The organism is Micropruina sp. (assembly GCF_047606665.1).
Taxonomy (GTDB): Bacteria; Actinomycetota; Actinomycetes; order Propionibacteriales; family Propionibacteriaceae; genus Micropruina.
The window spans coordinates 57,012-64,765 of sequence record NZ_JASGEF010000057.1; the positions used below are offsets into that span (position 1 = coordinate 57,012).

General features: G+C 68.0%; 7 protein-coding genes. 2 read left to right on the top strand and 5 right to left on the bottom strand.

The window, feature by feature from the left end:
* Nucleotides 1-101: 101 nt before the first annotated feature.
* Together pknB and QM619_RS13730 are read left to right on the top strand one after the other, a co-directional pair.
* Nucleotides 102-2,066 (top strand): Stk1 family PASTA domain-containing Ser/Thr kinase, encoded by a 1,965-nt coding sequence (gene pknB / locus QM619_RS13725; protein ID WP_415109709.1) that lies wholly within the window; start codon nt 102-104, stop codon nt 2,064-2,066.
* A 35-nt stretch (nt 2,067-2,101) separates the two neighbouring features.
* A complete protein-coding gene (locus tag QM619_RS13730; RefSeq protein ID WP_415109712.1) occupies nt 2,102-3,319 on the top strand; it encodes a hypothetical protein in 1,218 nt (405 codons plus the stop codon).
* Nucleotides 3,320-3,329: 10 nt separating this feature from the next.
* Here QM619_RS13730 and QM619_RS13735 read toward each other — a convergent pair whose 3' ends face one another.
* Genes QM619_RS13735 through QM619_RS13755 form a run of 5 tightly spaced genes read right to left on the bottom strand, consistent with a single transcriptional unit; the run spans nt 3,330 to nt 6,727 of the window.
* Nucleotides 3,330-3,506, bottom strand: coding sequence for a PIN domain-containing protein (locus QM619_RS13735; RefSeq protein ID WP_415109715.1), 177 nt, complete (start codon nt 3,504-3,506; stop codon nt 3,330-3,332).
* Nucleotides 3,446-3,664 carry a hypothetical protein gene (locus QM619_RS13740; protein WP_415109726.1) on the bottom strand — a complete coding sequence of 73 codons (219 nt, stop codon included), beginning with the start codon at nt 3,662-3,664 and terminating at the stop codon, nt 3,446-3,448. Before QM619_RS13740 ends, QM619_RS13735 begins: the two co-directional genes overlap by 61 nt.
* Nucleotides 3,665-3,705: 41 nt before the next feature.
* Nucleotides 3,706-4,350 carry an MBL fold metallo-hydrolase gene (locus tag QM619_RS13745; protein WP_415109718.1) on the bottom strand — a complete coding sequence of 215 codons (645 nt, stop codon included), beginning with the start codon at nt 4,348-4,350 and terminating at the stop codon, nt 3,706-3,708.
* Between the two features lie 51 nt (nt 4,351-4,401).
* Nucleotides 4,402-5,106, bottom strand: a complete 705-nt coding sequence (locus QM619_RS13750) for an aspartate/glutamate racemase family protein (protein WP_415109720.1) — start codon at nt 5,104-5,106, stop codon at nt 4,402-4,404.
* A 4-nt stretch (nt 5,107-5,110) separates the two neighbouring features.
* Complete coding sequence (locus QM619_RS13755; protein ID WP_415109723.1) at nt 5,111-6,727, bottom strand: NCS1 family nucleobase:cation symporter-1; 1,617 nt, start codon at nt 6,725-6,727, stop codon at nt 5,111-5,113.
* Nucleotides 6,728-7,754: the final 1,027 nt, after the last annotated feature.

Sequence of the window (7,754 nt, forward strand, 5' to 3'; positions counted from 1 at the left end):
GTCGGCGGGTCGCTCCCCGGTGTTTGCTCCACCCGACCTAGACTCGCCGCAGGTCTGGACGGCCTACTTCCCCTGACTTGTCCGGAGCGATGGTGACGACTGTGAGCACGAGCGACCCCTTGGTGGGTGAGTTGCTGGACGGGCGCTATGCCATTCAGCGCAAGCTCGCTCGGGGTGGCATGGCCACCGTCTATCTGGCCGAGGACCAGCGGCTGACCAGGACCGTCGCGATCAAGATGATGCACGAGGGTCTCGGCGACGACCAGGACTTCATCGGCAAATTCGACCGCGAGGCACGCGCCGCCGCCCGGTTGTCGCACCCCAACGTGGTGTCGGTCTTCGACCAGGGGCTGCATCGCGGGCGTCCGTTCATCGTGATGGAGTACGTCGAGGGCTGCACGCTGCGGCACCTGATCACCCGCGAAGGCTCGTTCAGCCCAGAACGGGCCCTCGACCTGCTGATCCCGGTCACCGCCGCGGTCGCGGCCGCACACGAATCGGGGCTGATCCACCGCGACATCAAGCCCGAGAACGTGCTGATCTCCGACCGAGGGCAGATCAAGGTCGCCGACTTCGGGCTGGCCCGCGCGGTGTCGGCGCAGAGCGCCACCGCCACCGGCATGCTGATCGGCACGGTCAGCTACATCGCCCCCGAGCTGGTCACCCACGGCAAGGCCGACCCGCGGGTCGACGTCTACGCCCTCGGCGTCGTGCTGTACGAACTGCTCACCGGCTCCAAGCCGCACACCGGCGACAACCCGATCCAGGTCGCCTACGCCCATGTGCACAAGGCGATTCCGGCGCCGTCCAGCGTGGTCAAGACGTCGTGGCGGGAATCCCGCAACGGCATCCCGCCCTACCTGGACGCCGCGGTCACCACGGCGGCCGCGCGCCGGCCGTCCGATCGCCCGGTGGACGCACGGGTGCTGCTCGACCACCTGCGCCAGGCCCGTGAGGCGCTGTCGCGCGGCGTGATGGACGACCCGGCGCTGACCGAGCGGATGAAGCGGACCACGCTCGACCCGGAGAACCACATCACCGAACCGGTGCCGCTGCGCAGCCCGAGCGAGGGCGATCGCGTCCCCACCCTGCGGTTCACGCCGTCGACCCCGGTCAGCCCTGGCTTCCCGGAGATCACCGACGGCATGCCCTACTACGACGGCCCGGTCGACCAGCCGCCGCCCGGCCGTCCGCGGCGGCGCTGGCCGGCGCTGGCCGCCGGCATCCTGGCGGTGCTGCTGGTCGGCACCGGGCTCTGGTGGGTGTTCGCCGGCCAGTACACCAGCACTCCGGCGCTGGGAAAGCTGAGCCAGACGCAGGCGCAGGCCGCGGCCGGGACGGCCGGGCTGCAGATCACCTTCGACAGCGAGTACTCCGAGGACGTGTCCACCGGGCTGGTGACCCGGACGGAGCCCGCGTCCGGTGAACGCATCGTGCACGGCGGCACCATCAAGGCGTTCCTGTCCAAGGGTCCGCAGCGGTTCAACGTGCCGGCATTGCGCGGGCTCGACCTGACCCGTGCCACCGACGCGCTGACCCGGATCGGGCTACAGGTCGGCACGGTCACCGAGGCCTACGACGACAAGGCGCCGCTGGGCACGGTGGCGAGCAGTTCCTACGCCGAGGGGACCCCGCTCAAAGGCGGCACCGCGGTCGACCTGGTGATGTCGCTGGGTCCGGCGCCGGTCACCCTGACCGATTGGACCAAGAAGCCCTACGCAGACGCCAAGAAGGCGCTCAAGGCGCTGGGTTTGACGGTCGAGAAGACCGAACAGAACGATCCGGACGTCGACAAGGGCGACATCATCAGTCAGGATCCGCCCGCCGGCGAGGTCCATCGTGGCGACACCGTCAACCTGGTGGTGTCCAAGGGACCGGTGATGAAGGCGGTGCCCAACGTCCGCGGCTACTACCTCGCCCGGGCCCGCGAGATTCTCACCAAGGCCGGCTTCACGGTGCAGGTGAACCGGCTGATCAACTTCGGCTTCGACCGGGTGGTCGGCACGGACCCGAAGGCCGGCACCAAGGCGCCGGTCGGCTCGACGGTCACCGTCAACCTGGCCTGAGGGGTCGTAGACCCGTCGGCCGTTAGGCTGCGCGAGTGAATTCCTCCCTCGGTCCCTGGCTGATCCTCCTGCTGAGCATCGGGGGTCTGGTCCTCGCGTTCTTCGTCATCCGCCGGCAGCGCTACCTGAAGTCGCTGCGCGATCAGGGCTGGACGTTCGATGGCTCGCCGACCCTGGATCGCAGCTACGGCCTGAACTGCCCGCCGTTCGGGATCGGCTACAACCGGAAGATCGACGACCTGATCAGCGGCACCACCAGCGCCGGCGTCCCGTTCGCCGTTTTCGAGTACAACTCGCTGGGCTACGTCGCCGCGCTGATGCTGCCCCGTCCGCTACCCGAGCTGTTCGTGGGCACCACCCCGCGGCCGGGCGCCGAAGGCATGCAGCGGACGGTGGGCCCGTGGACGATGACCGCCAAGGATCCGTCCTGGGCAGAGGCGGCTTTGGCGGCGATCGGCGCCGCCATGGACGCGATGGCCGCCGGCGGTCATCGGGTGGACCTGTCGGTGGACGGCGCCCGCCTGGTCGCGCTCGGCGTCCCCCGCGAGGCGCAGGCGATGCGAGCCTTCCTGGAGGCGCTGGCCCCGATCGCCCAGGCCCTGGCGTCGCCGGCCCTGGCTGCGTTCGAGGCCCCGGCGCCGCCGTCCGAACTGAGCCTGTACCAGCGGCCCAGCTGGATCTACCGCCCCGAGGACGACCGCTTCCTCGACCAGGTCACGGTCACCAGCTCCGGCTACAGCCACGAGGCCCGCGACGTGGTGGTCGGCGACGTGCACGGCATCCGGATGATCGCGTTCACCCACCACTGGAAGACCGACCACACCGAGACCAGCACCGACGCCAACGGCAACACCACCACCCGGACGGTGACCGACAACCATTCCGAGGAGATCCTGGAGTTCCTTCTGCCCTGGCACTTCGGCGACCTGTCGGTGAACTGGCCGGGCTGGGGCAACCGGGTGCGGTTCGAATCCAGCGACTTCGACCGGGCCTTCAAGGTGCGCAGCCGCTACCCGAAGTTCGCCTCGGACGTCTTCCACCCGCGCCAGCTGGAGTTCATGCTCAGTGCCCGGCCGCTGCCGTTCGCAATCGAATCCGGACGCGTCCGCTTCGACCTAGGCGACAACACCCCGGAGCGGATCATGCACTGCGCCGACTTCCTGGTGGCCTTCTTCGCCGGCGTCCCTGGCTTCGTCTGGGCCGACCTGGGCCACACCGAGCCGCCGATCAGCCGCGACCTGGACGGCTTCTGAACCGCGTGCGTCAGACACGGAGTACCTGCAGGGCCGGGTGTGCGAGCGCGACCTGATCGAAATCTGCGTCCTGGGTGACGACCGGCAGTCCATGAACAACACCGGTCGCAGCGATCAGGGCGTCTGTTAGCCGCACCGTCCGATGAAATTTCCCGCTGCTCGGCAGGAGATGATCAGGCGCGCCCACTCCGAGATGACAGCCTCGGTCACCGGAAGCGGATCCGCCTCACGGGCAAGCGCCAGCGTCTCGCCGCGCCGTGCCCGCGCGTCGGCGTCGACCGCTGCCAGCACCCCCAGTTCCAGTTCACCGATCGACACCACTGACACGGCAAGGCGTTCCCGCATGCCGAATGATCCTGTGCTACACCATCGCGCTTGATCGCCGGTCAGGAGCCCGGCGTCCAGGCGGTGCCGTCCCGCAGATCTCGGACGTCGGTGGGGGTCATCGCGTTCATCCGGCCCAGCACCAGCTGGAAGCCACGTTCGTGCAGCAGCCCGTCGTGGATCGGGAAGCCCACCGGCGCCTTCACCTCACGGACGAAGTCGACGGTCTCCTTCATCGCCGCCCACGGCCCGTAGGCCGGAATCGCCAGGACGTCCACCCCGGCCGGCACGGTGGCCAGCGAGTCGCCGGGATGGAACAGGGTCGGCTCACCCTCGGCGGAGATCACCAGTCCGACATTGCCGATCTGCGGGATGTCGCGGTGGATGATCGCATGCCAGCCGCCCACGGCGTCCACCCGGACCCCGCCGAGCTCGATGCTGTCGTCGGCGGCCAGGCCCTCACCACGCGACAGCGGGACGGCGTCCAGCACCTGCGGTTCGACGTAGACCCGCGCATCGGGATTGTTGTCGATCAACGCGCCGACATGCTCGGGGTCGACATGATCGGGGTGCTGGTGGGTGACCAGGATGGCGTCCAGGTCGGCGACATCGCGCCAGGCGCTGGAGCAATTGCCCGGGTCGATCAGGATTCGCCGGTCGGCGACCTCGACCAGTACCGCCGCGTGTCCGAGGTGGGTAATCTGCATGATCGCAGCGTAACCCCGGCGGACGTCCCACCGCAGCGGTCCACTGAGGCGTCAGCGCAGCCGGGGCGGCAGGGCGTACTCGTCACGTTTGCTGGTACCGACCCGCATCCGGACCATCGCGGTGACCAGTCCGACGGCCGCCGCGACGCCGTCCACCACCGGCACGCCGACCCGGTCGGCCAGTCGGCGGCACAGATCGGCCATGCCGGCGCAACCCAGCACCACCACGTCCGCACCATCGTCGCGGACGGCCCGTTCGCACCAGCCGGCGATCTCGTCCAGCGCCGCGCCGGTGGCGTCCTCCAGGTCGAGCACCGGGATGCCGGTCCCGTAGGCGGCCACGCAGGCCCGTTCGAAGCCGTGCCGGTGCAGCAGGTCACGGGCTCGGCCCAGGGTGCGCGACAGCGTGGTGACGATGCCGAAGCTGCGCCCCGACAACACCGCCACATGCATGGCGGCCTCGGCGATGCCCACCACCGGCACCTCGACCAACTCGCGAGCAGCGTCAACCCCCGGATCACCGAAACAGGCGATCACATAGCCATCGCTGCCGCCGGCCACCTGGTCGGCCAGGATCAGTTCGATGATGCCGACCGAGGCATAGGCGTCGTCGCAGTGGCTTTCGATCGCCGCGGGCCCGTCCTCGGGACAGACGGCGACGATCTCGACGTCCGGCCCCGCCGCCTCCCGTGCGGCGGCCCCGATCTTCGCGGTCATCGCTCGTGAGGTGTTGGGGTTGATCAGCGTGATCCGCATCGGATCACTTGGCGGCCGGCTGCAGATCGATCGTGCCGCCAGCCACCTCGACGCGGCCGTCGGAGACCCCGGCGGTGAGGTCGTCCAGCGACGGCACCTGCGGGTTCGCGCGCTCCAGCAGCACGAAGATCAGGTAGCCGAGTCCGCAGCCGATGAACCAGGTGAAATTGCCCAGCCAGGACACGTCGAAGCCGCCCAGATCGGCGATCAGCTTCGGCAGGACGCCGATCAGAATCGTCGGGATTCCAGCCCCCAAGACCGTGTACACCGCGTTCTTGTTGTAGCCCTTGGTGTACCAGTAGGCCCCTTTCTCGGACATGGTGAACATGGCATCGACCAGAATCCGCTGCTTGGCCGCGACGTAATAGCCGGCGATCAGAATGCCGAAGAGCGGGCCGATCATCGCACCCAGCACGCCCAGCGTGTAGTGAATGGCGTCGGCATTGGAGTACCAGTTCCAGGGCAGCAGGATGACCGAGCCGACGGCCGCGATCATGCCCCCGCTGCGCCACGAAATCTTGTGCGGCGCGACGTTGGAGAAGTCGAAGGCCGGCGAGATGAAGTTGGCGACGATGTTGATGCCGACGGTGGCGGTGACGAAGGTCAGGCCGCCCAGCAGGATCGCGAACGGGGTGTCGATCCGCTCCACGGTGTGGATCGGGTCGGTGATCAGTTCGCCGAACACCGGGACGGTGGCCGAGGCGGTGATCACGGTGAGCAGCGAGAAGAACAAGAAGTTGACCGGCAGCCCCCAGAAGTTGCCCTTCTTCACCGCGGTGAACGACTTGCCGTAGCGGGCGAAGTCGCCGAAGTTGAGCATCGGCCCGGAGAAATACGACACCACGATCGCGATCGCGGTGATCATCACCGGGATGGACGCCCAGAAGTCCATCGGCTCGCCGGCGGACAGGTCCAGGCTGATGTTCTGCCAGCCGGCCTGGGAGACCAGGTAGCCGGCCAGCACGATCATCACCACGTAGACCGCGGGACCGGCCCAGTCGATGAACTTCCGGATAGTCTCCATGCCGTTCCAGAACAAGGCGGCCTGTGCGAACCATAGGATCGCGTACGAGATCCAGCCGAGCGCGGACAGCCCGAGGAACCCGACGTCGAGCAGCGCGGCGCTGCCGGGCCAGAATTTGAGGAAGATGATGTTCAGCGATTCGGCCGCCAGGAAGGTCTGGACGCCGTACCAGGCGATCGCGATCAGGCCGCGGATGATCGCCGGAATATTGGCTCCCTTGATGCCGTAGATCGCCCGGTTGATCACCGGATAGGGCACACCGGTCTGCTGGCTCGGTTTGGCGACCAGATTGGTGAACACCTGGACGATGACGATGCCGATCAGCAACGCCACCAGCACCTGCCAGCTGGCGATGCCGAGCGCGAACAGCGAGCCGGCGGTCACATAGCCGCCGACCGAATGCACGTCCGACATCCAGAAGGCGAAGATGTTGTACGACGACCATTTCTGCTCGCGCAACGGCGCCAGGTCTTCGTTGGCGAGCCGTGGATCGTATTCCGGTTTCATATTGCCCGAGCCGACCGGCAGGCCGGCCGCCTCTACGATGTCTTCGGGTTTCGCTTCTGCCGCAGCCGGCAGGTTTTCGATGCGTGTCATGGGGAGCCTTCCCGTTTGCTACCACCCGGACGGGTCCGGGCGGGCCAACCCAGCCGATCCGCTGGGTTGGCGATACGACACGCTAGGACGCCCAATGGCGTCCCCTTTTTCCACCGTGTAACACGCATGTGAAATACCGCGATGCGGCCCGTCCTCGGCCATCGTGGCGTCGAACTGGCAGCCGCGACGACATCTCCCCTTGCCAGAGCCACCCCTCGGCCGGCCGACGGCGTTCGGCGGCGACCATGCCGACCTCGTGGCGGGCTCCCGTGCGACAGAAGGCACCCGACCGCGGGCCCGACGGATCCGCGCGCTGACTCCGGAATGCGTTATGGTCGAGCCCTTGGATGCCGGGGGGCGTTCAGGTGGACGTCGGGGGGCGTCCGGATTTTTGGGTTCACGGGGGGTAAGTTAATGCAAGGGCCTACTGTTGCGCGCCCGCGACCGGCACGGGGGGTTGACCGGTCCATCGACGGTGAGGGCCGACCACCCCAGTCCAGAGCGTTAGAACCGGCGACCCGGCGCGGATTGGAGAGCGCCCCGCACCGGCGCGCCTACCCAACACCCGTCGGGCGACATCTGCGCCTTGCCGATGCCGACGGACCCACCTGGGACCGACAGATCCGCCCACGGAGGGCGGCGGACCCCTCGACGTGGACGGAATCAGATGAGCGGGTCGATTCCGCTCGGGTCGGCGAGAGCGACCCCTCCGGGCCGCCGCCCGTTCGAGAACTCTCCCAGACACCCTACGAATACGACGCGTTCGCGCGGCTCAGCGGAGAACTGACCCAGCCGCCGGAGGGTGACTATCGCGTCGAGATGGTGAATCTACTGCGTCGTGACCGGCGCCGGTGGCGGGTCTACCCGATGCTCGTCGCCGCGCTCGTCTTCGAAAGCGTATGTCAATGGCCATTGGGACTTCCCTGTGGGCGGTCACGTGATCTCCTTGTGGGTGGTCACGTGATGTCCTTGTTGGTGGCCAGCTGATCTCCCTGCCGGGGTTAGGTCAGGGGCATCACTCCTTTGC

Excerpts from the sequence above, each read along its gene's own strand:
- QM619_RS13740 (WP_415109726.1), bottom strand. The coding sequence starts at position 3,664 with ATGCGGGAACGCCTTGCCGTGTCAGTGGTGTCGATCGGTGAACTGGAA.
- QM619_RS13745 (WP_415109718.1), bottom strand. The coding sequence starts at position 4,350 with ATGCAGATTACCCACCTCGGACACGCGGCGGTACTGGTCGAGGTCGCC.
- QM619_RS13750 (WP_415109720.1), bottom strand. The coding sequence starts at position 5,106 with ATGCGGATCACGCTGATCAACCCCAACACCTCACGAGCGATGACCGCG.
- QM619_RS13755 (WP_415109723.1), bottom strand. The coding sequence starts at position 6,727 with ATGACACGCATCGAAAACCTGCCGGCTGCGGCAGAAGCGAAACCCGAA.